This is a genomic window from Hyphomicrobium sp. MC1 (genome assembly GCF_000253295.1).
GTDB lineage: Bacteria > Pseudomonadota > Alphaproteobacteria > Rhizobiales > Hyphomicrobiaceae > Hyphomicrobium_B.
In genome coordinates, this window is sequence record NC_015717.1 from 2,893,586 (window position 1) to 2,915,189 (window position 21,604).

The window sequence follows — 21,604 nt, forward strand, 5'->3', positions numbered from 1 at the left end:
ATGCCTAGCGTCGAGGATCGAATTGAAGCCGGCACTGCACTGAGGTCGCGCCTGGTGGCAGAGGAACGGGCAATACGAAGCGTCGCCGATGGCCAGGCTGTACCAAGCCGATACCTATGAACTGCGCGAGTTCACCGCTCGATATTGTCTCAGACCAACTCCCACTCGATACTTGGACAACGGATTGCGGAAATAATGCATGGACGTTCGTCGGGTTTTCCACGGTGATGGCGGGATAATGTCGGCCGCCTTTGTCGGTTACGATGCTGTTGCCGACGACATTCAGCGCGGGTTGGCCTCGCGGGGGAGCGACGTTCACCATGACTCCAACGCTGAAAACCAGTTGGACGTCGTGGCGGCTCCCCGAGAGTTTGATTGGAATTTGATTGACGTAGAAAAAGAAACTCTCGCTTTTTTCGAGCAGTGGCTCTCCTAGCCATTGAAGACGAAAATTTTGCGTGGCGCCGGGAGGGATCAGCGCTTGCGGGGGCATTACAAGAAACTCGTCACCCGCGTTGGAAAGGTGCGGCACGCCACGTGGATCGAGGTTTGCTCTTTTGATGACGATCTCGACGGGAAGCGGAACTTCGCTGTCGTTGACGACGGTAATCACGCCGCGGCTCAGCCGTCCGGTCGACGACATTTCAATCTGCATCGGTGTGACCGTCATCGCTAATGACGGCGGGACCCCGCAGAATAGAAAGAAAAGATAGGCAGCGAAGCGCCGGCCGGGAAATCGCATTGAGTGCGCCCTATCATTGTCGTTCGATTTTTTTACTGAAGTGACGCGACTGGAATGCGCTTATTGAGGTGTCAAAAGTACCGTCAAGAGGTCTGAGTATGTTCCGCCAACGAGCGAGGATGAATTGGCTTCTGGATTAATGGTCACTTGGAGGGAGCCGGATCCCGCCGACACGGGTTGTGCCGTTCCAGATTCCGTTCCGTTGGCCGTCGGAATTGTAGCTGTGTCGATGGTCGCCGTCGCGCTGTTCCATGTCGCTGACGCTTGATAGTCGATAATGTTGGTGTAGCCGGAAGGCGGGGTCGCAGTATTTTTTACGCCACCATTTTGAGACGTCAGCTGGATCGTTGAAGGAGCGTTGCAGATAACATTCGCGTAGGGCGCGTTAGCTGGCGTGATCGCTCCCGTGACCACATTGCCAGACGCATCAATCGGTATCGTGGCGGTATCGAGAGTGCCGGTCGAAGCTCCGTTGATCGTGCAAGCCTTATTGACTGTCGCCGTAATTTCGATTTGCTGTTGCGCGGCCTGGGAAAAGACAGGGCTTGCAGCGGCCATCGCTGCAACGACGATGGCCCAAAACCGGATGGTGAGCATTTTGTCACCTTGAAATGTATAAAAATACGATTCGATTACCATTAGAAGGTGCGATTGAACGATTAACGATGGGTTAACTTGTTCGACGAGCTTTAAAGTCGCCCCTACCGCTTGGCGCTCAGAACCAAATGCTCTGGTTTCGGGTGACCGACTGGCTATCGCGCACGTCGCTACTGGATCAGCAGCGCGCCACCGGTAATGTGGCGGCGAGGAGCGTCCGCGCAATTTCAGCCGCAGCCTGCTCACTCGCCGATGAGAACGGGCTAGCGAAAATATCTCATAGCTGCTGCGCTCCACCGAATAGCGACGGTCCAGGATGAAGGACCTCATCTCCGAACAACGCTCGGACAGTTGACGCTAGCTACGCCCCGGTGCGAGCAGTTTCGCACTTTGCAAGGTGACACGCTCGGCCTGAGCTGATTTCGACGAGACGTCTATCCGGAATAGGCGTTCTGCGTGAGCGTGTGTGACATGAAGAGAAGTCCCGATCTGAGCGCCTCACGGCCGATCGAGCCTCCAAGGCAGACACGGACATGCTCGCTCGGCGAACCGCCAACGGTGAATGCATCGGACGGAATGATGCCGATATGCCGCCCAGCCATGCGAGCAATGATATCGGCGCGTCCAGCACCTTCCGGCAAACGAAGCCAGACGTTAAAGGCATTCTCGGCGGAGACGTAGTCGAAATCTTTTAGCACTTCTGATGCGAGCTGTTGACGAGCCGCCGTTTCGGCGCGGATGAACCGGCGGATGCGATCCGCGGTACCATCTTCGATCCAGCGTGTCGCCAACACCATTCCGAGCGGAGACGGCATCACGGAGACGGCCTTCAAGGCTTCGGCGAGCGCATAAGCGTCCTTTGCCGACGGCACAACCGTATAGGCAAGACGCAAACCCGCGCCGATGCATTTTGCCAGTCCGCCGATATACCAACTGAGCTCCGGCGCCGAGACCGCAAGCGGTGCAGGCGCCTTTGTCGGCATGAATCCATAGGCGTCATCCTCGATCAGCGGCAATCCATGCTTGCGTAGCACCTGCGATATTTCCAAGCGGCGCTCGGTCGGCACCGTTATCGTTGTCGGGTTCTGCAAAGTAGGATTGAGGTAGAGCGCCTTCGCGCCAAATGCTTTGACGGCCTTCTCGATGGCATCAGGCAGAATGCCCTGACCGTCCATCTCGACTCCAACGAGCTTCACACGCAGGCGGCCGGCGATCGCGCGGATGCCGGGATACGTGATGCGCTCGCATAAAACGATGTCGCCGGGATTGGTGATCGTCGCCAGGATCGCAGTCATCGTCGCGTGAGCGCCGGGCGTCACCGCCACGCGGTCGAGTTTCGGCACCATGCCCCTTAGCGATAGCCAAGTCGAGGCAGCGATCTTGTCTTTCTCGCCGCCAATCGCGGACTGATACCGAAGGAGCGGAATGAGGTTGGCCGAGACGTACTCGAGCCCTTCGCGCATCTTGGCGAGAAGTGCGGCGTCGGTCGGCTCCGGCGGCATGTTCATTGCCAGATCTTCCTGGCTCGATCTCGCGGGATCAGGGCCGACATCGCCCGCATCCGTGCCGAGAACGAACGTGCCGCGTCCGACATGGCTATCGATCAGCCCGCGCGACTGCGCCTCCGTGTAGGCCCGCGAAACCGTCGTGAAATCGATTCCAAGCCATTCGGCGAGCTTGCGTTGCGGCGGCAGGCGATCCCCCGGCGCGAGGGTGCCGTTACGGATGTCCTCTTCCACGGCGTCGGCAATCGCCAGGTATCGCGGTTTGCCGCTGTCGGTGAGCGTCGGTCTCCAGGTCGCCATCTGCGTTCTCCTCAACCGAACCATTAAGTGATGCCGCACGGAAATTGAAGCAGATTGTATGGATGCAATATTGTATGCATGTAGGCCATGCAAATATTGGAAATTGAAGCGCTCCTTTCGCCGGAATTTCAAGCAAAAATCCCACCATTATGCCCAAAAAATCGACAAAAGAGAAAATTACGCGACTTTATTGTATGGATAATTGATTGTCTTATTGACCGCCAAATGTATGCATATTATCGACAGAACATTCAATCATGTTGGCGCAACAAGGAGGCCTGCAATGCCGCAAGTGACCCAGGAAGCCCATAAGGCCGGCGACTACTTCGTCGACTACGAGGAGAAGGTCTTCGAGGATGTCAAAGCCTCGCCCGGCGAGAAAGCCCTGGTGACGTTCCACACCGTGGCCTTCGAAGGCTCGATCGGTCTGGTCAACATCTTGAATGCCATCCGCCTCAACCGGAAAGGCTACGAGACGTCGATCCTGCTCTACGGGCCGGGTGTCACGCTTGGCATACAGCGCGGCTTCCCAACCCTCGGTGATGAAGCTTTTCCGGGCCACCAGAACTTCGCCGCCAACCTCAACAAGTTCATGAAGGAAGGCGGCAAGGTCTACGCCTGTCGCTTCGCGCTTCAGGCGCTCTATGGCCACGGCGAGCCGTCGCTACTCCCCGGCATTCGTCCCATCGCACCGCAGGACGTTCTCGATTGCGTCCTTCTGCACAAGAAGGCCAACGCCGTCATCCTCGACACCTGGACCGTCTGATCCCCGAGCCGGACCGCGCACGAGCCGGTCCGGCTCCAACCGGCAACACGCTTGCGTAGAAGGAGAGACAGTCGTGCGAACCGATACCATCCGTGCCGCTGCCGTCCAGATTGCCCCCGACCTCAAGGGCCGCGCTGGCACGATCGAGCGCGTGTTGAATGCCATCACTGAGGCGGCCGACAAAGGCGTACAGTTCATCGTCTTCCCGGAGACGTTCGTTCCTTACTACCCCTACTTTTCGTTCGTCCTTCCTCCGGTCCTTCAGGGCGCACCGCATCTTGAACTTTATAAGGAAGCGGTGGTCGTTCCCTCTGCCGATACGAATGCGGTCGCCGACATCGCCCGCAAGCGCGGCGTCGTCATCGTTCTCGGCGTGAACGAGAGAGACCACGGCTCGCTCTACAATACGCAACTGATCTTCGACGCCGACGGCTCGCTCTTACTAAAGCGGCGCAAGATCACGCCGACCTATCACGAGCGCATGGTGTGGGGCCAAGGCGACGGCGCAGGGCTCAAGGTCGTCGAGACGAAAGTCGGCCGGGTCGGCGCTCTCGCCTGCTGGGAGCATTACAATCCGCTTGCCCGCTATGCTTTGATGACACAGCACGAGGAGATCCACGCGGCGCATTTCCCCGGCAGTCTTGTAGGTCCGATCTTCGGCGAGCAGATCGAGGTGACGATGCGCCATCACGCTCTCGAAGCCGGCTGCTTCGTCGTCAATGCCACGGCTTGGCTCACGGAAGAGCAGATCGCATCGATTCATCCCGATCCCAAGCTGCAATCCGCAATGCGTGACGGCTGCATGACCTGCATCGTCTCGCCCGAAGGTCGCCACCTCGCTGAACCCATCACGAATGGCGAAGGCATCCTTATCGCCGACCTCGACATGCGGCTCATCACGAAGCGCAAGCGGATGATGGACAGCGTCGGCCATTACGCACGGCCCGAGCTGTTGCATCTCGTCCACGACACACGCCCCGCGAACGCCCGCGAGATATCGAACGCAGCACAAACATCGGAGACTCAATCGATCGAGGAGGAGGCGAACTATGTCTGACTCGGCTCTCATCAACGAACTCCAGACACGCGGCGTACGTCTCTTGGATCCGCGCGCCGGCCACGAAAGCCGCCGTGGCGGCGCAGGACCCTCCGACCACAAGGCTCTGACGATCGGCGATAAGACGGTGATGGTACCGGTCCATACCGCACCTGCGTTTGAAAGTCCGTTTCTGGTCGAGGCTCCGGGCGCCGATGGCCGCGCGCGCATTACGAGAGACGGTCGCGAAATCGCGCAGGTCCGCTTTCCCGGCCGTCCACGCTTCTATGATTTGCAGACCGAAGACGGCATCCCCTACAGCCACATCGCTACGCTGCATTCGCGCGACGTTCTGGCGACCACGGTTCTGCAGACTTGTATCCGCTATGAAAGCCGGAAGAAGACCTGCCAATTCTGTTCCATCGGCCAGAGCCTCGCCGCGGGCCGCACCATCGCGCGCAAGACGCCGGAACAGTTGGCCGAGGTCGCCAAGGCGGCCGTCGAACTCGACGACGTCAAGCACATGGTGATGACGACCGGCACGCCGCCCGGAAAAGACCGCGGTGCCGCGATCCTTGCCGAGAGTGCGCGCGCCGTCAAAGCCGCCATTGATATCCCAATCCAAGCGCAATGCGAGCCGCCGGATGACGATATGTGGCACCAGCGCATGGCGGAGGCGGGCGTCGATGGGCTCGGCATGCATCTCGAAGCGGTGACACAAGAAATCCGCGAACAGATCATGCCCGGCAAGGCGTCCGTCCCGCTCGACAAATATTTCTCGTCTTTCGAAGCCGCCGTGAAAGTGTTCGGCCGCGGACAAGTTTCCACTTACATCCTCGCCGGCCTCGGCGATGCGCCCGACGCCATCCTCGCCGTGTCGGAGAAACTCGTGACGATGGGCGTCTATCCCTTCGTTGTCCCCTTCGTCCCGATCTCCGGCACGCCGCTCGAAAGTCATCCCTCACCCAGCGCCGACTTCATGGCGTCGATCCTGCGCCCGTTGGGCCAAATGATCGTCGCGGCAGGAATGGCATCGGAGAACATCAAGGCTGGTTGCGGCAAGTGCGGCGCCTGCTCAGCCCTCTCAACTTATGAAAAGCTGCGAGTGATGCAATGATCGAGATCGAGCCTCGTCCGTATCAGTGCCCAGGCTATTTCATTCGTGCGGCCTCCATGCCTTGGGAAGCGCGCGGCGCATCCGATCTGCGCAAGCGCGTGTTCGTCGAAGAGCAGAAAATCTTCAAGGAGCACGACCGCGACGACATTGATCTGATCGCCACGCATCTCGTGGCGATCTCAACCTACGCACACGAAGCCGATGCGGTGGTCGGCACAGTCCGCATTCACCAGGCCGAGCCCGGTCTTTGGTGGGGATCGCGCCTCGTCGTCGACCGAAACTTTCGCCAGGTCGGCCGCTTGGGCGCTGAGCTGATCCGCTTCGCTGTTTCGCTGGCGAACACGCGCGGCTGCCACACCTTTCACGCGCATGTGCAGGAGCAGAACGTCATCCTGTTCCGCCGTCTGAACTGGCGGCTGCTTGAGATGGTTGAACTGCACGGCAGACCACATGGCCTCATGAGCGCGAATCTCGCCCACTATCCGCCGATCTTGAACGAGGCCATGGGCTGGTATCACAAGCCGCGGAGGATCGCGGCATGACGGCCTCAGCACTCAACGCTCTGATCGAAGAGCTGCGCAATCATCCTGCGATCCAATCCAAGCGGGCAATCAGCGACGCTGCCAAGGGCCTTGGCCTCGCCCAACAAAGCGTCGGCCACCCGGGAGACGACGCCGCGATCCTGCCGCACGCCAGCGGCTACGACCTTCTCGCAGGCGAAGGCTTCATTCCGCAATTTGTGAAGAGCGATCCGTGGTTCGCAGGCTGGTGCGGCGTGATGGTGAACCTTTCCGACATCGCCGCGATGGGCGGACGCGGTGTCGCGCTCATCGACCAGATTTGGGCGCCGAATAGCGATCTCGCCAGGCCCCTCCTCGCCGGCCTCAAAGCTGCTTCGGATGCTTACGGCGTGCCCCTTGTCGGCGGCCATACGAATTTTTCCGCAACCAAGCTCAGCCTCGCCGTGACAGTTTTAGGCCGCGCGAAGGCCATCATCACGAGTTTCGACGCGACGCCGGGCGACGTCATCATCGCCGCGATAGACAGGCGCGGTGCCTTCCGCAACTACGATAACTTCTTCGCTGCAGGGGGCGCGCCGGCCGACCGACTTCGGAACGATCTCGAGATTCTCCCGCGTCTTGCCGAAGACGATCTCGTATCCGCAGGCAAGGACGTCAGCCAGAGCGGCATTGCCGGCACGTCGCTGATGCTCGCGGAAAGCTCCGACGTCGGAATAGAGCTCAACCTCGACGCGATCGATCCGCCTGCCGGCATCTCGCTATCGCGTTGGCTGCGGGCATTCCCAAGCTACGGCTTCCTTCTCGCCGTACCCGTGGCGTTTGCCGATCGCGTCGTCAGCCACTTTGCCGATCGCGACATCAGCGCGGCAGTGATCGGGAGCGTCTTCGACGGGGACGAAGTACGCTTTTCCGCGGGCGGTGAAACGGCCCCCTTCTGGAACTACGCGAACGAACCCTACCTCGGCTTTCGGCAGCGGAATTGCGAACATGCCTGAGACCTCTTTCACCCTGCGCTGGCCCGATGGCAGCACGGAGCACTGCTATTCGCCATCAAGCATTGTCTCGGAATTATTGACGCCGGGCGCGAGCTATCCGCTTCAGGAATTTCTTCTGCGCGCTCGTATCGCGATGGAGCGCGCTTCATCACGCGTAATGCGCAAGTACGGATATGCCTGCGCCGCCGCCATGGGGCAACTCGATCGCATCGAGACGCGGGTCAAATTGTTCGAAGCGACGCCAGACGCCGAGGTGGCCTGTCTGGACATCAGGCCACTTAAGGAGACGGACATGAAAGATATCGGCGTACCGCATATTCCTGTCGTCGTTATCGGCGGCGGGCAGGCCGGACTTTCAGTGAGCTATTATCTGACGCAGAAGCGAATTGCGCATATCGTCTTCGAGCGCCACAGGAAGTTTCACTCCTGGCGCGTGAATCGCTGGGACACGTTCTGCCTCGTCACGCCGAACTGGCAATGCAGACTGCCGAGTTATCCCTATGCCGGCGATGATCCGAACGGGTTCATGCTGAAGGACGAGATCACGGACTATCTCGACGGCTTCGCATCCTCGTTCAATCCGCCGCTCCGTGAGGGCGTCGCGGTAACGCGGATCGCTCCGCGCGAGCAAGGCGGATACGCCATTGAAACATCGATCGGTAGCTGGATCTGCGATCAGGTTGTCATCGCAACAGGGGGTTATGACAATCCGATCGTGCCGCCATACGCGAAAGATCTCGATCCCGCGATCACTCAAATTCATTCCGTCGATTACCGTCGGCCATCCCAGATCCCAGAAGGCGCGACGCTCGTTGTCGGCACGGGGCAGTCCGGCGTGCAGATCATGGAAGATCTCGTTCGCGACGGGCGTAAGGTCCACTTGGCGGTAGGCCCAGCGCCGCGCAGTCCGCGCAAGTATCGCGGTCGTGATGCAACGGACTGGCTCTATGACATGGGCCACTACGCCATCACGATCGCCGAACACCCGGATCCGATGAAGGCGCTCACGCAGACCAACCATTACATGTCCGGTCGCGACGGCGGCAAAGAAATCGATTTGCGCCGGTTCGTCGTCGATAGCGGCGTATCACTTTACGGTTCTGTTTCCGGCATGAACGGCGCAAAAATTAGCTTTGATCCCGATCTCGAAAAGAATCTCGACGATGCCGACAAGAGCTATGTCGGCATCCGCGAGCAGATCGACGCCTACATCGAGAAGAACGGCATCGAAGTACCGGCAGAGCCTGCATTCCAGAAACTGTGGCGCCCGGAGACGGAAACGACGGAGATCGATGCCACGGCGCTCGGCATCACGTCGGTCATCTGGTCTATTGGCTTCCGACCGGATTATTCTTGGATCGAGGTGGACGTGTTCGGCGCGCGCGGAAAACCCGTATTCGATCGCGGCGTCTGCGATGTTCCCGGCTTCTATTTCATTGGTTTGGGTTGGCTAAACACCTGGGGTTCCGGCCGATTCCTCGCTATCGATGAAGATAGCCGCTATCTCGCCGACAAAATCGAAAAGCATCATACCGCTCTGACGGCAGGCAAAGTTGCTTGATGCGGTTGAGGCCGCCTTAGGTGCGAAAATTCGGCCTTACGACGATTAGCAAACTCCAGCGATTAGATTTTCGCATCACGTCCAAAGTACGACACAATTGTTTTCTCCTCCCCACTGTTGCGGCCGCTGCCCTTTCTGCTGGTGCGCTTAACGTCCAGGCTCTCGAAGAGACCGACCGCGCTATGGGCGCCGGCTCTTATGTCAACCCCAACGGCTCTAAGCAGGGAGCCTGGCAAGCTTCCTCGGCGGCCAAGGTTAGCCATGCTGGCGCGTCCGTGCGGCACAAGAAGCGCTAACAGCAGGAAGAACGATCGTGGGACCGAGTGGCCACCTCGGTCTCCCCTCGATTTTGGACGCCGCCCAAACAATCCTTGACAATTGCATTTCGATCAACATCTAATAAGCAATGACGCTTTGGATAGACGTGATACAACAGGCATTTGGGCCGTTTCTTGAAATGGGTGGATCTGGTCGCGGCTGGCTATTGCCTGCGAGCCGGTCGACATATAGGAAGCCTGCGTCACGCGATTGGAAAATGAGATCAGGACGCTTCGGACAAGGTGACTGATCAAGATACGCCAGCCAATTAAGACAGCTATCCCAACAAAGAAACGTTCAAAACAAGAGGTGAGACCATGCGAGTGTCCCGGGAGGTGATGGCCCAACGACACGACGAAATCATTTCCGAGACGTCGAAAATGCTGCGCCAACGTGGCATCGTCGGTACGAGTCTCGCCGATCTGATGGCGGCGGCCGGCCTGACACATGGTGGCTTCTATAAGCACTTTGATTCAAAGGATGCGCTCGTCGCCGAGGCGACCGAGCGGATTTTTGCCGAGTTCAACGCGCTCTTTCGGGAACGCGTCGAGTCGCAGGGGGCCAAGGCGGCTCTCATCGCTTACGTCACGGATTATCTCACGCTTGGGCATATCAAAAAGCCCGAAATCGGCTGCCCCATTGCGGCATTCGGGCCAGATGTAAGCCGAGAGCAAGGCGCCATCCGAGGCGTATTCACCAACGGCATCAAGAAAAATCTGTCCCTGATCATGGAGGGTTTGTCCTGCCCAGCGGCAGAGCGCAAAGACAAAGCAGTTGAGCTGCTTTCGCTTCTGTCCGGGGCCGTCGCTATGGCCCGCACGACGGACGATGAAAAGTTGTCCGGCGAAATCATCGCTTCGGCCCGCAAACGCGCAAACCAAATCATCGAAGCCCGTAAATAACGGAAACTTCCCGGCTCGCGGGGCTCCCTCCTACTTCGGGACGCTAATGCGGTTGCCCCCCCGCACATCTGGTCGCGTCGCGGCAACCGGCCAGCAGCCGTCATGCCAGACTTTGCCTACTTGATAGCCGAACCTCCGCCCTCCGGCTCGCCCCAAGTCGCTAGCCACCTGACTCCGCCCAAAATAAAAAAAGATTATGGTCAGCATCTTTTCTTGCTTGCGCTTTTAAGATGTCGAATATAATCTATATTTGGGGAGTCGGTTTGAAGGTTAGTGGACCGCCGTCAGGCAGTGAGGTCGTGATGAAAATTCTAGAAAAGAACGCCGGGCATTCGCATCTGGCCGGCACGTCATTATTGAAAGCATCCGTCGCCGTCGTGGCTTTGACGCTCGTGTCCGTGGGCGTAGCCGCTTGCAAACCGACCGACGCCGATCCGAGGAGCGGCGTTCCACTCGTTCGTGTGGCAACAGTTCAATCGGCAAGCGCCGCCGAACGCGCCTTCACAGGTGTGATTGCGGCAAAGGTGCAGAGCAATCTCGGCTTCCGCGTTGCCGGAAAGATCATCGAACGCCTCGTCGATACCGGGCAGACCGTCAAAGCTGGTCAGCCATTGATGAAGCTCGATCCCGTCGACCTGAAACTCACCATCGTCGCGCAGACAAACGCCATCAATGCGGCCCGCGCCACTGCCATTCAAGCGCGCGCCGATGAGGCGCGATACAAGAACCTTGTCGGCGAAGGCTGGATCTCTCATCAGCGTTACGAACAGGCGAAGTCTGCGTTGGATAACGCGGAAGCGCAGCTCGCCGCCGCTGAAGCCAACGCGCAACTCGCCCGCAACGCAGAAGATTATTCGGTCCTGACAGCCGACGCTGACGGTGTGGTGATGGAGACGCTTTCAGAACCTGGACAGGTCGTCTCTGCCGGACAAACCGTGGTGCGCCTCGCGCATGCCGGCGCAAGAGAGGCTTCCGTCGATCTTCCCGAAACCGTGCGGCCTGCGATCGGCTCGGAAGCAACCGCTACGCTTTATGGCGACCTCAAGTCGCGCTCGATCGCTCGGCTCCGTCAGCTTTCTGATGCCGCCAATCCCGCGACGCGTACCTATGAAGCGCGATACGTGCTTAGCGGGGCGGCGGCAAATGCTCCTCTCGGTGCGACGGTAACGGTCCACATCCCGCAGTTCAAAGCCAGAGATATCGTTGAAGTGCCTGTGAGCGCGGTGATCGATGACGGCACGTCGTCGGGCGTATGGCTGGTGGATCAGCAGAAGATGTCCGTGAATTTCCGACCGGTGAAGCTCGCCGGCATCGGTGAAGAGAAGGCGCTCATCAGCAGCGGCGTGGACGTTGGCGATCAGGTGGTCGCTCTGGGCGGTAGACTTCTGCACAACGGCGATAACGTTCGCGTCGAAGGCGAAGAAACGGCATCACGATGATAAACTTTAATCTCTCCGCCCTCGCGGTCCGCGAACGTGCCATCACGCTGTTTCTGATCATCGCAATTACCTTGGCGGGCGCCTATGCGTTCGACAAGCTCGGCCGAGCCGAAGATCCGCCTTTTACCATCAAAGTTTTGACGGTTACCGCCTTGTGGCCCGGCGCGGCCGCAAAAGAGATGCAGGATCTCGTTGCCGAGCCTCTCGAAAAGCGCATGCAAGAATTGCGTTGGTATGATCGGGTGGAGACGTTCACACGCCCTGGCTTGATGCTGATGAAGGTCCAGATGAAGGACCAGACGCCGCCATCCGATATCCCCGAGCAATTCTACCAAGCGCGCAAGAAGCTCGGCGATGAGGCGCTAAAACTGCCATCGGGAACGATCGGTCCGTTCATCAACGACGAATATGCGGACGTCACCTTTGCTCTTTATACCGTACAGGGCGATCGGATGCCGCCGCGCCAATTAACCAGAGAGGCCGAAGCGCTGCGGCAGCGACTGCTCCATGTCGCGGGCGTAAAAAAAGTCGATATCCTCGGCGAGCGGCCAGAACGCATTTATGTCGAGTTTTCGTACGCCAAGCTCGCGACGTTGGGCATCAGCGCCCGGACGATCTTTGATGCGCTCAATCGCCAGAACGTCGTCACGGCCGCAGGTTCCGTCGACACCAACGGTCCGCAAGTGTTTGTACGCGTCGAAGGTGCATATGACGATCTTCAAAAGATTGCCGACACGCCAATCGTGGCTGGCGGCCGTGTTCTGAAGCTCTCCGACGTCGCAGAGGTGAAGCGCGGCTACGAGGATCCAGCCACCTTTCTGATCCGACATAACGGCGATCCGGCGATGGTATTAGGCGTCGTAATGCAAGACGGGTGGAATGGCCTGGATCTGGGCAAAGCACTCGACGAAGAAGAAGCGAAGATTGCGAAATCTCTGCCCGCCGGATTGTCCTTAAACAAGATTATCGATCAGGCTGAAAACATCCGAGAGTCCATCGACGAGTTCATGCTGAAGTTCGTCGTCGCTTTGGCGGTGGTCATGATCGTCAGCCTTCTGAGCCTTGGATGGCGCGTCGGCATCGTTGTGGCAGCAGCCGTACCTTTGACGCTTGCGGCCGTCTTCGTGATTATGATGATCACCGGCCGAAACTTCGATCGCATTACGCTCGGCGCGCTCATCCTGGCTCTTGGTCTTCTCGTCGATGACGCCATCATCGCTATCGAAACGATGGTCGTGAAACTCGAAGAAGGCTACGAGCGCACAAAAGCGGCGGCTTACGCCTGGAGCCACACGGCAGCGCCGATGCTTTCGGGAACGCTCGTCACCGTCATCGGCCTGATGCCGGTCGGATTTGCGAGGTCAACGGCAGGCGAATACGCCGGCAATATTTTCTGGATCGTCGCCTTTGCCCTCATCACTTCATGGATCGTGGCCGTAGCCTTCACGCCTTACCTCGGTGTGAAAATGCTGCCGAACATTAAGCCCATCCAAGGTGGCCACGCCGCGATTTATTCAACTCCGAACTATGAGCGCTTCAGACGAGCGGTAAGCTGGGCGGTGCGTCGCAAGTATATCGTGGCAGGCTTCGTCGTCCTGCTCTTTGTTGCGGCTGGTGTGGGTATGACTGGGGTAAAACAGCAGTTTTTCCCAAGCTCCGATCGACGTGAGTTGCTTGTCGAAGTGCAGATGCCCGAAGGCTCGAGCATCGAAGTGACGAGCGCGGCCGTCGCGAAAGTCGAGGCTTGGCTAAAAACGCAGCCCGAAACGAAGAATATCGTCTCCTTCATCGGACAAGGCGCTGCGCGCTTCTTCCTCGCCTATGATCCGGAACTGCCGGACCCATCATTCGCGAAAATCGTCGTCCTGACACCAAGCTCGGAAGCACGTGATGAACTGAAACTGCGCATTCGTCAAAAGATTGCCGAGGGACTGGTACCCGAGGCACGCGTTCGCGCAACGCAATTCGTGTTCGGACCGCCGTCACCCTTCCCGGTCGCTTTCCGCGTCATGGGGCCAGACCTCGATAAGCTAAGAGAGATCTCACAAAAAGTGGTCGCGATCATGCGCGCCAATCCGCATACGCGTGATGTGAACACAGACTGGACCGAAAGAACACCGTCCGTTCGCTTCACGGTTGATCAGGATCGGCTTCGCTTGATCGGATTATCACCGAGCGACGTCGCCCAGCAACTGCAATTTCTGTTGACCGGCGTGACTGTGACTGGAGTCCGCGAAGATATCCGCACGGTGCAAGTCGTTGCCCGTAGCGCCGGTCCGGACAGGCTGGATCCGACCAAACTCGGTAATCTTGTCCTGCAAAACGATAGCGGCCAATTGGTGCCACTCAGTCAGGTCGGCCACATCGAGATTGTTCAAGAGGATCCGATCCTGAAGCGGCGTGACCGCACGCCGACGATTACAGTGCAAAGCGACATCGACGAGTCGATGCAGCCGCCGCCGGTATCGCTGGAAATTCAAAAAGCCTTGCAGCCACTGATTGCTTCTCTTCCCGATGGCTATCGCATCGAGATGGGCGGCAACATCGAAGAAGCGACGAAAGCCAACGACGCGCTGGTCCCCGTGTTTCCGATCATGATCGCACTGACAATGATCGTGATCATCTTCCAGGTGAGATCGTTCGCGGCGATGTGGCTGGTCTTGGCGACCGCGCCGCTTGGACTGATCGGTGTGGTGCCGACGCTGCTGATCTTCAACCAGCCATTCGGCTTCAACGCCATTCTCGGCTTGATCGGGCTCTCCGGCATCTTGATGCGCAACACGCTAATCCTGATCGAGCAGATCAAGACCAACAAGGATGAAGGCCTCGATGACTATCATGCTGTGGTTGAGGCCACCGTCCAGAGATCGCGCCCCGTGGTCCTCACCGCGTTGGCTGCCGTGCTCGCCTTCATCCCACTGACGACATCGGTCTTTTGGGGTTCGATGGCCTACACCCTGATAGGCGGGACGGCGGTCGGGACATTCCTGATTCTACTCTTTCTGCCTGCGCTTTACGCGATTTGGTTCCGCGTCCGTCCGACTGAAAAGGTTCATTCGCACGCGGCTGAAGTCACAGCAGTGGCGTGACCGAACAAGAGCAAGAATAAAGGAGAAATGCCGTGCGACTCTCGCGCGAGGCCAAAGCTCAACACCATGAAGAGATCACCTCCGTAGCGTCGAGGATGCTGCGGGAACGGGGCATCGAGCGCACCAGTGTCGTCGATCTCATGCAGGCGGCCGGGCTTACGCATGGTGGGTTTTATCGCCACTTCAAATCGAAGGACGAGCTTGTAGCCTCATCGGCAACGAAGGCGTTCGAGGAAGTCGTCGAACGCTTTGAAAGAAAAGCGGAGGAGGCTGGGCCACGTGCGGCGCTCACGGCGTACGTGCTCGACTATTTATCCGATACGCACCGCGACGATCCCACTGTGGGCTGCATGATCTCGGCGTGCGGCGCAGAAGCATCAAGACAAAGCGACGTCATTCGCGGCGCGTTCACGTCCGGTATCTGTCAGCTCATTGAGCTTGTCGCAGATGGATTGTCCTGCCCAAAGGAAATACGCACTGAACGCGCCATCGAGATCGGAGGACTGATGCTCGGGGCCCTCGTCATGGCGCGGGCGAGCAACGATGTCCAGCTATCGGAAAAAGTACTCGCAGACGCAAAACGCCGCGCGCTGCAGATCATCGATCAGAAGGATTGAGATCTCAGCGCGTAAGCCACTCGCAAGCGTCATTTTACCTGAACGGCAATCTTACAGATCGATATAGGAGATACCATTATGGCGACCGCGAGCGTACCCGCACCAGGCCTCCTTAAGGTCTCGAACAAGCTCAGCATGCGATTCCAAAAGAGTGGCGAAGGCCCACCCTTGGTTCTCATGCATACGATCCGAACGCAACTTGAATACTTTCGTGAGTTAGCGCCAACTCTCGCCAAGTCTTATACCGTTTACGCCATTGATCTGCCCGGGCACGGCCGCTCGCCCATCGACCCCAATGCAAGATTGGACGAACCCTATATGAGAGAAGGCGTTATCGGCTTCATCGAATTGCTCAACCTCACAGACGTAACGCTTGTGGGCGAGTCCATCGGAGGTGCACTTGCGCTGACTGTTGCGGCCTCGATACCGCAGCGGATCAAGCGCGTATATTCGCTCAACCCATACGATTACGAAACCCGCTACGGCGATGGCATCCGGCGCGGAAACTGGTTCTCGAACTTCATCATCGGCAGTTTGCAAATCCCTGTACTAGGGGCGTTGAACGCGTCGTTGGAGAACAAGGTCGTGCTCAAGAAGATCATGGGCGGCGGCTATCACGATCCAAAAAAAATTCCTGCCGATTTGCTGACCGAATTCGATCAAGTTGCCCACCTACCAGGATATAAACGCGCCGCACGCAAAGTGCTGGCCGGCTGGCGATCCTGGAGCAAAGCGCGAGACCTTTATCGCGGCATCAGCGCACCGGTTACCTTGATTTACGGTGACGCTGATTGGTCTCATACTGTCGAAAGGGATCGTACTCGTTCGCTAATCCCACAGGCAAACGTGATCACTCTTAAAGACACTGGCCACTTCTCAGCGGTCGAAAATCCGGGCGATCTGGCGCGCATCATCTTGGCGGATTAGCAGGGCAAGAGGAAGAGCTGGTGACTCAAAAAGTGATGCGCCTCCTGGCCCGAGCGTTGCGAATTCAAGATCTCGCGTCAACCAGCCTTCTTCGGCGCATGGCGGAAGCTCTCTCGATAGCGTTGAGGGCTTACGCCTAGCCGACGCTGAAATGCAGCACGCATCTGCTCGGGGCCTCCAAATCCGCAAGCAAAAGCCACCGATTTCAGTGCAAGGTCGGTTGCTTCGAGGAGATTGCGCGCATGGTCGAGGCGCACCGCTTCGACGTAATCGTGAGGAGTTATCTTGAGGTCCCTGACGAATAGGCGGGCTATCGAGCGAGAACTTGTACCGGCTATTTGGGCCAGGCGCGCAACCGATAGTGGCTCTCCAATGTGACTGAGCACATATGCTTGGACCTTACCAAGGGCTGATCGCGGGTCACTGCGCGGCTGCAGCAATGGGCTGAACTGCGACTGACCGCCTTGGCGCTGCGTCACAACCACTAGACGCTTTGCGCAGGAAAGGGCGACCGAAGCCCCGTAGTCTTCGCTCACAAGTTCGAGTGCAAGATCAATCCCGGCGGTGACGCCGGCGGATGTTACCAACGCGCCATCGCGCAAAAAAATACGATCATGCTCGATCCGCGCTTTGGGGAAGTCTACTTCGAGCTTGGCAGCATTTTGCCAATGGGTTGTAACCGTCCGCCCGTCTAAGAGACCCGCTCGGCCGAGCGCGAAAGCTCCGGTGCAGATTGACCCATACCGCTCTGCTCTCTTGCACCAAGTGCGAAGCCACTTCGACATAGCGGTTTCGTCTTCGGCATTTGGAAGCGCCGGGCCGCCAGCAATAAGAACAGTGTGAAATCTTCGTGCGGCTTGCGCAAACGTCTTATGCACTCCAATCAGCATGCCGTTGGAGGCGCGCAATGCGCCTCGCCGGCCCGCAACGATCGTGCAATCATAACCTTCGCCTTTACTAAGAAATGCATTTGCCTCGGCAAAGACGTCGAGCGGCCCAGCTACGTCCAATGCTTGCACACCTTCATGGATAACGAGTGCAACCTGTTTCTTTGCCATCCCGCCCAACTTCCCTTGTCATAGGCCTCTCAGGGCATCGGCAGAATATCGTCGAAAATTGGCAGCTTTTCAACGAACGTTATGATTGCTGCCACGCGGCCGAATGGGGCAACAACGTCCGCAGAAATTATAGAGATGAGGAAAGGCTTCAAACCATGTCGGATAGGCTGGAAACCACGAGCATTGAAGGCGTCAAGGTGCCCGACAGCAAGCTCGGCAGAGCTATAACCGAGTTCGTCCGCGACACCGAAAGCGACCTACTCTTCAATCATTCCAGCCGCGTCTACTTCTTTGCTGCCATTGCAGGCGGGCAGCGAGAACTCACTTTCAATTCCGAGCTTCTCTACGCCGCAGCGATGTTTCATGACGTCGGCCTCGTGCCCAAACACAGCAGCTCGAATCTTCGTTTCGAAGTAGACGGAGCTAATGCTGCTCGCGAGTTTCTCAGGAGCTATAATGTCGATCCGTCCGACATAGAAAAAGTCTGGACGGCCATTGCGCTGCATACGACACCGGGCGTGCCTGAGTTCATGCATCCAATCGTTGCACTGACGACCGCAGGTGTCGAAATGGACGTTCTAGGCTTGACCTATGGGCAATATTCCGATGACACCCGAGAGGCTGTGGTGAAGGCCTATCCGCGCCCGGCTCATTTTAAGGAAGATATCATTCAAGCCTTCTACGACGGCATCAAACACAAGCCTGATACGACATTTGGCAACGTTAAGGCTGATGTCATTGCCGACAAGGTGCCTCACTTCCATCGAGGAAACTTCTGCTCGGTGATCCGCGAGTCGCGATGGAAGGCTTGACATTCGCAATGGCGGTGCGGAGGATTCTTTCCTTATCGTCTAGCGAACTTGCGAGCCATTAACTTGAAGCCACGCTGCCCCAACAGTTTGACGAATATATTTGGATCGACCGGACGAGCGCTGTGAAACCCATCGAGGGCATTGAACTCGAAAGCATGCCTGAGACTACCTATTCGGGCTTTAGCTGACATCGTCTCCCGCAGCGCAAATAAGCTTGAAAAACACGCCGGTCATAGGCAGTCTCGAAGCGCCTGCGCGAGGTCTGCCTGCCTGTACGGTTTGCGGAGCACATGAAACGCATCATTGGTGCTATTAAGGTCCGATGCGAACTCCGTGTCGTACCCTGAGGTCAGTAAGATCTTCGTACCGGAACTCGCGACGCGGACCCGGGAGCCAAGTTCATAGCCGCTCATGCCCCCTGGCATCACCACATCGCTGAAGAGAATATCGAAGCTTTCCTCGGAAATTTTTTGCAGCGCGCTGGCGCCGGAATCGGCTTCCTCAACAGTATATCCCAATCTTCGAATTCGCTCGGCCACAAGCTGTCGAAGTTCGGGGTTATCTTCGACAACAAGAACCTTTAAGTTGGCAGGAGGGATAGCCTGTTTTTCTGTTTCTTGCAGATTTCGCCGCACTTCCATCGCCACGCGTGGCAGATAGAGATTGACCACGGTCCCCTTTCCGAGTTCGCTATAGATGGTGACATTACCGCCTGATTGTTTGACAAAGCCGTGAATGCTTGAAAGCCCGAGACCTGTACCTTTACCGGTACCCTTGGTCGTGAAGAACGGCTCGAAGGCGCGCTTCACGATTTCCGGTGACATTCCCTCGCCATTGTCGGCCACTGTTATACGTATGTAATCCCCCGCCGGGATGCCGTATTCTTCGAGAACGTCATCGGATGACAGCTGGAGATTAGCGGTCTCGATGCTCACACGGCCACCATGCCTCATGGCGTCTCGGGCGTTGACCGAGAGATTGAGGATCGCATTCTCAATTTCGCTGGGATCGACGCACACCATCCAGAGATCTTGTGCGAAGTTCGTCGATAGCGAGACGGTTTCTCCCAGGGCCCTTTCGAGCATTTCAACCATCGAGGTGATGTAGGTGTTGAGCTGGAGGACGGCTGGCTCCAGTTTTCTCTGACGGGAAAAGCTCAGCAGGCGGCGCGTCAGACGCGCGCCCATTTCCCCAGCTTCTACCGCGCGCCGGCAGTAATCGTGTTTCTCTGCAACATCGGAGGTTTCGAAAACTTGCTCGAGGTTTCCGAGGACAATCGTCAAGATGTTGTTGAAATCATGCGCGACGCCGCCCGTCAGTTGGCCGAGCGCATCAAGCCGTTGCGACCGGTGGAGTGCCTCCGTCTGCGCAACCTGCTTGGTCAAATCGCGGAAGGAACGCATATGCCCGAGGATCTGTCCATCGCGGGCGGTGACAGAGGTTGCAACGACCTCGGCCGGAAAAACCTTTCCATCTTTGCGGCGGCAGTTAACCGCCAGTGGATCGAGGCCCGTCGAGCCCGCGAGAGAGGCTTTCCAGACCCGCTCAAAGTCATAGTCGGTCTCGTAGAGGAGCTGGGAGCGCTGGCCCACGAGCTCGGCTTCATCGTAGCCAAAAACCGATTTCACGGCAGGATTTGCGAGAAAAATCCGCCGGCCATTGTCCGTCAGAACGAGCGCGCGTGGTGTATCCTTGATGATGGCATCGAAAAGCACTTGCTGGCGTTCGCTTTCTTCTTGTGAGCGCCTCTCCAGTGTGAGGTCACGCACGATGCCCGCAAAATGCGCCTTGCCGTCGATCTGATATTCACTGACCGAGAGATGCATGGGAAAGGTCGAGCCATCCCGTCGCCGCCCAAAAACCTCGCGTCCGATGCCAATAATCTTGCGACGGCCCGTATGACGGTACTGCCGGAGATAGTCGTCGTGCCGCTCCGAATCGGGTACCGGCATCAGCATACTGACATTCGCACCGATTAGCTCCGCGTTCGTATAACCGAACAGTCTTGCGGCCGCCGGGTTGACACTCGTGATGAGGCCCAGACCATCGATAGAAATGACTGCATCGATCGCGGACTGAAATACCGCTGCAAGATGATCGAGTGATGCCTCTGGGGCAGAGTCGTCAGCAGCAATTGGCGACATAGCAAAAGGTCCAGGTGCCGAAAAATGAACGCTGTCAATTCTGATCTGGCGCAAGCTTACGTCAAGAGCAAAATTTGCACTTCGGCCGTGGCGGCAGTCGCAAATGCGGCAACTTCAATGGAGTAAGCGACGTTGGGGGCGATCCGCGCACCACTCGTCGCAAGGGGGGAAATAAAATGAGGACCTCGGAGGGGCGAGATCCTCGAAATTTTTGGCGCAGTGAATTTGAGATGATTTGCTGGGGGAACCTTACCGTCTCTAGCGCTCTCGGTGCTGCGGGTTGGCGAAAGCGCTCGGGTCGAAGGCAACGAAACAGTTACCGTCGCGTATTCGCAAACGGCAAACGCCTGGCGTTTAGTCTCATTTCTGCAGCTTTTCCTGTCTTCTCAGCCAGCTATTTTTTCTGGAGGGCTTCGATATAGTTTTTGAGGTTGATGACAGCGATGCGCGAATAGGCGGCGCCGACTTTTCCGCCCTCGCCTTCAATGCTAAAGATCAAGCCCCAAATTGGCATGGCGCTCGTACCATGTCCGGAGATGTCGCCTCCATAGCGGATGATCTCGACGATACGCTGTGCATCAAATTTTCCATTAGCACGTCTGCTTAGCGTGGTTAGATCTGCCGGCTTTACGGTCAGAACGCTGGCCATAGGTCCGTCTCCCGCGCCATTATCGCCATGGCACTGAGCACAGTGGTGAAGAAAAAGTTCTCGCCCTGAGGGAACTTCAGCCTCTCCAATCGGCGCGGAGACGGCAATGGTACTGGCGACACACAGCATAGCAAACGCGCCAATAATCGCAGGGACCGTGAATCGGCTTTGGTTTAAACTGATCATTGCTGCGATACCCAAAAGGACGTCTCCAAGATTAGACGCATAAAAACAAATGACCCGAGGCGGTGGTTCAAACGTTGACGAACATCAAGCAACGAGAATTATCCTAGCATTAGCCGGAGCGTGGCAGAGGAAATTTGTTCCAAGTCAACGCTCTCATCCATGGGCAAGGTTAAGCGTCAACTTGAAATAGGTAAGGGGCAAGTAAGCATGTGGCGGGATTGTCGGGCACACGCACCTCGTAGCCAATGTTTATTTGGAAATGCTCGTGCCGACAGACGAGAACGATTGCCCAGCAAAACGCCTTCTAACCGTGCATTGAGCGA

General features: G+C 57.6%; 18 protein-coding genes. 12 read left to right on the plus strand and 6 right to left on the minus strand.

Annotated elements, in window-relative coordinates:
• Window positions 1-4 precede the first annotated feature (4 nt).
• From HYPMC_RS14055 to HYPMC_RS14065, 3 genes are all read right to left on the minus strand, one after another.
• Window positions 5-742: a molecular chaperone gene (locus HYPMC_RS14055; protein WP_013948646.1), complete on the minus strand. Its 738-nt coding sequence runs from the start codon at window positions 740-742 to the stop codon at window positions 5-7.
• A gap of 60 nt (window positions 743-802) precedes the next feature.
• Window positions 803-1,339 carry a hypothetical protein gene (locus HYPMC_RS14060; RefSeq protein WP_013948647.1) on the minus strand — a complete coding sequence of 179 codons (537 nt, stop codon included), beginning with the start codon at window positions 1,337-1,339 and terminating at the stop codon, window positions 803-805.
• A 434-nt stretch (window positions 1,340-1,773) separates the two neighbouring features.
• A complete protein-coding gene (locus tag HYPMC_RS14065) occupies window positions 1,774-3,144 on the minus strand; it encodes a PLP-dependent aminotransferase family protein (protein WP_013948648.1) in 1,371 nt (456 codons plus the stop codon).
• Between the two features lie 283 nt (window positions 3,145-3,427).
• On the opposite strand from HYPMC_RS14065, the gene HYPMC_RS14070 reads away from it, so the two are divergent.
• The 11 genes from HYPMC_RS14070 (at window position 3,428) to HYPMC_RS14125 (ending at window position 16,432) form a co-directional block, all read left to right on the plus strand.
• A complete protein-coding gene (locus HYPMC_RS14070) occupies window positions 3,428-3,910 on the plus strand; it encodes an MSMEG_0572/Sll0783 family nitrogen starvation response protein (RefSeq protein WP_013948649.1) in 483 nt (160 codons plus the stop codon).
• 73 nt (window positions 3,911-3,983) lie between these two features.
• Window positions 3,984-4,967 (plus strand): Nit6803 family nitrilase, encoded by a 984-nt coding sequence (locus HYPMC_RS14075; protein WP_013948650.1) that lies wholly within the window; start codon window positions 3,984-3,986, stop codon window positions 4,965-4,967.
• Window positions 4,960-6,063, plus strand: a complete 1,104-nt coding sequence (locus HYPMC_RS14080; RefSeq protein ID WP_013948651.1) for an MSMEG_0568 family radical SAM protein — start codon at window positions 4,960-4,962, stop codon at window positions 6,061-6,063. Before HYPMC_RS14075 ends, HYPMC_RS14080 begins: the two co-directional genes overlap by 8 nt.
• Window positions 6,060-6,605 carry an MSMEG_0567/Sll0786 family nitrogen starvation N-acetyltransferase gene (locus HYPMC_RS14085; protein WP_013948652.1) on the plus strand — a complete coding sequence of 182 codons (546 nt, stop codon included), beginning with the start codon at window positions 6,060-6,062 and terminating at the stop codon, window positions 6,603-6,605. Before HYPMC_RS14080 ends, HYPMC_RS14085 begins: the two co-directional genes overlap by 4 nt.
• Window positions 6,602-7,579, plus strand: a complete 978-nt coding sequence (locus tag HYPMC_RS14090) for a sll0787 family AIR synthase-like protein (RefSeq protein ID WP_013948653.1) — start codon at window positions 6,602-6,604, stop codon at window positions 7,577-7,579. Before HYPMC_RS14085 ends, HYPMC_RS14090 begins: the two co-directional genes overlap by 4 nt.
• Window positions 7,572-9,140: an MSMEG_0569 family flavin-dependent oxidoreductase gene (locus tag HYPMC_RS14095; RefSeq protein WP_013948654.1), complete on the plus strand. Its 1,569-nt coding sequence runs from the start codon at window positions 7,572-7,574 to the stop codon at window positions 9,138-9,140. The genes HYPMC_RS14090 and HYPMC_RS14095 overlap by 8 nt, the downstream gene beginning before the upstream one ends.
• A gap of 635 nt (window positions 9,141-9,775) precedes the next feature.
• Window positions 9,776-10,360, plus strand: a complete 585-nt coding sequence (locus HYPMC_RS14105; protein ID WP_013948656.1) for a TetR/AcrR family transcriptional regulator — start codon at window positions 9,776-9,778, stop codon at window positions 10,358-10,360.
• Between the two features lie 302 nt (window positions 10,361-10,662).
• Window positions 10,663-11,799 (plus strand): efflux RND transporter periplasmic adaptor subunit, encoded by a 1,137-nt coding sequence (locus HYPMC_RS14110; protein ID WP_013948657.1) that lies wholly within the window; start codon window positions 10,663-10,665, stop codon window positions 11,797-11,799.
• A complete protein-coding gene (locus tag HYPMC_RS14115; RefSeq protein ID WP_024276226.1) occupies window positions 11,799-14,888 on the plus strand; it encodes an efflux RND transporter permease subunit in 3,090 nt (1,029 codons plus the stop codon). Before HYPMC_RS14110 ends, HYPMC_RS14115 begins: the two co-directional genes overlap by 1 nt.
• Window positions 14,889-14,920: 32 nt before the next feature.
• Window positions 14,921-15,505 carry a TetR/AcrR family transcriptional regulator gene (locus tag HYPMC_RS14120; protein ID WP_013948659.1) on the plus strand — a complete coding sequence of 195 codons (585 nt, stop codon included), beginning with the start codon at window positions 14,921-14,923 and terminating at the stop codon, window positions 15,503-15,505.
• A gap of 78 nt (window positions 15,506-15,583) precedes the next feature.
• Entirely contained in the window at window positions 15,584-16,432 is an 849-nt protein-coding gene (locus HYPMC_RS14125) for an alpha/beta fold hydrolase (RefSeq protein ID WP_013948660.1), read from the plus strand.
• A 77-nt stretch (window positions 16,433-16,509) separates the two neighbouring features.
• Here the strand turns inward: HYPMC_RS14125 and HYPMC_RS14130 are convergent, their stop codons facing one another.
• A complete protein-coding gene (locus tag HYPMC_RS14130; protein WP_013948661.1) occupies window positions 16,510-17,490 on the minus strand; it encodes a GlxA family transcriptional regulator in 981 nt (326 codons plus the stop codon).
• A 155-nt stretch (window positions 17,491-17,645) separates the two neighbouring features.
• On the opposite strand from HYPMC_RS14130, the gene HYPMC_RS14135 reads away from it, so the two are divergent.
• Entirely contained in the window at window positions 17,646-18,302 is a 657-nt protein-coding gene (locus HYPMC_RS14135; RefSeq protein ID WP_013948662.1) for an HD domain-containing protein, read from the plus strand.
• Between the two features lie 230 nt (window positions 18,303-18,532).
• Here the strand turns inward: HYPMC_RS14135 and HYPMC_RS14140 are convergent, their stop codons facing one another.
• Both HYPMC_RS14140 and HYPMC_RS23760 read right to left on the minus strand, forming a co-directional pair.
• On the minus strand, window positions 18,533-20,500 hold the full coding sequence (locus tag HYPMC_RS14140) for a PAS domain-containing hybrid sensor histidine kinase/response regulator (RefSeq protein WP_244420894.1): 1,968 nt from the start codon (window positions 20,498-20,500) through the stop codon (window positions 18,533-18,535).
• A 340-nt stretch (window positions 20,501-20,840) separates the two neighbouring features.
• Entirely contained in the window at window positions 20,841-21,296 is a 456-nt protein-coding gene (locus HYPMC_RS23760) for a cytochrome c (RefSeq protein ID WP_157135441.1), read from the minus strand.
• Window positions 21,297-21,604 lie beyond the last annotated feature (308 nt).

What these genes read in the sequence shown, in the direction of transcription:
- HYPMC_RS14055 (WP_013948646.1), bottom strand. Translation starts at nt 742, where the DNA reads ATGCGATTTCCCGGCCGGCGCTTCGCTGCCTATCTTTTCTTTCTATTC.
- HYPMC_RS14060 (WP_013948647.1), bottom strand. Translation starts at nt 1,339, where the DNA reads ATGCTCACCATCCGGTTTTGGGCCATCGTCGTTGCAGCGATGGCCGCT.
- HYPMC_RS14065 (WP_013948648.1), bottom strand. Translation starts at nt 3,144, where the DNA reads ATGGCGACCTGGAGACCGACGCTCACCGACAGCGGCAAACCGCGATAC.
- HYPMC_RS14070 (WP_013948649.1), top strand. Translation starts at nt 3,428, where the DNA reads ATGCCGCAAGTGACCCAGGAAGCCCATAAGGCCGGCGACTACTTCGTC.
- HYPMC_RS14080 (WP_013948651.1), top strand. Translation starts at nt 4,960, where the DNA reads ATGTCTGACTCGGCTCTCATCAACGAACTCCAGACACGCGGCGTACGT.
- HYPMC_RS14085 (WP_013948652.1), top strand. Translation starts at nt 6,060, where the DNA reads ATGATCGAGATCGAGCCTCGTCCGTATCAGTGCCCAGGCTATTTCATT.
- HYPMC_RS14090 (WP_013948653.1), top strand. Translation starts at nt 6,602, where the DNA reads ATGACGGCCTCAGCACTCAACGCTCTGATCGAAGAGCTGCGCAATCAT.
- HYPMC_RS14095 (WP_013948654.1), top strand. Translation starts at nt 7,572, where the DNA reads ATGCCTGAGACCTCTTTCACCCTGCGCTGGCCCGATGGCAGCACGGAG.
- HYPMC_RS14105 (WP_013948656.1), top strand. Translation starts at nt 9,776, where the DNA reads ATGCGAGTGTCCCGGGAGGTGATGGCCCAACGACACGACGAAATCATT.
- HYPMC_RS14110 (WP_013948657.1), top strand. Translation starts at nt 10,663, where the DNA reads ATGAAAATTCTAGAAAAGAACGCCGGGCATTCGCATCTGGCCGGCACG.
- HYPMC_RS14125 (WP_013948660.1), top strand. Translation starts at nt 15,584, where the DNA reads ATGGCGACCGCGAGCGTACCCGCACCAGGCCTCCTTAAGGTCTCGAAC.
- HYPMC_RS14130 (WP_013948661.1), bottom strand. Translation starts at nt 17,490, where the DNA reads ATGGCAAAGAAACAGGTTGCACTCGTTATCCATGAAGGTGTGCAAGCA.
- HYPMC_RS14135 (WP_013948662.1), top strand. Translation starts at nt 17,646, where the DNA reads ATGTCGGATAGGCTGGAAACCACGAGCATTGAAGGCGTCAAGGTGCCC.